Source organism: Frankia sp. CcWB2, assembly GCF_977927585.1.
In genome coordinates this window covers 8,997-9,633 of record NZ_CDWRCM010000181.1, presented here as the reverse complement: position 1 = coordinate 9,633, position 637 = coordinate 8,997, and the positions used below count along the sequence as shown (strand labels likewise).

Sequence of the window (637 nt, the reverse complement as noted above, 5' to 3'; positions counted from 1 at the left end):
CCTAGGGGTTCACGGTCGGCTGACGTACCGCCGAGCGGCGCCCGGGAATCGCTCCCGGGCGCTACTCTTTTGTTTCCGACGCGCCGTCAGACCGCCTGCGGCGAGGTCAGCATGCGAGAGATCTCCTCGCGCGGCGGATCCGTATCCATCAACAGTTCGTTGACGGCGGCCCACACCTGGTAACCCCAGTTCCAGTCGTCGACGATCCTCGCACCCATCCGGACCTGGGCGCGTTCTGCGTCGGTGAACTGCAGCACGTCGAAGGCCGTGTCAAGGCGCTGCTTTGTGGTGTGTATCGACTGGTCGAGCGTCCGCATCTCCTGCTCGCAACGGGCTCTTGCCTCTTGCCAATCGCAGCCGTCCTGGTCGCGGATGATCGCGATCAGGTTGCGCGGGTCGTCACGCTTCGCGTCGCGGACCGAGGAGTAGACGTCGTTGCAGTACACGATGATGTCGCTGGCCAGCCTGCGCAGCAGTCGCAGCTGGGTACAGTGGTGGATGTGCGGCGCCAGATAGGTGAAATTCATCTTCTCGCCGAACACCAGGCACAGCGGCACCGCGCCGTTTCCCAAGCGTAGTTCCAAGTACTCTTCGACCGTCGTGTCCATCCGCCGGTCCCGCATCGCCGCATAAGTGG

Annotated in this window: 1 protein-coding gene; it reads right to left on the bottom strand. The window is 63.9% G+C overall.

Annotated features, from left to right (window positions below; all coding sequences use genetic code 11):
• Positions 1-86: 86 nt before the first annotated feature.
• The coding region (locus ACY45C_RS17050) for a terpene synthase family protein (RefSeq protein ID WP_462188551.1) at positions 87-637 on the bottom strand (551 nt) is incomplete at its 5' end.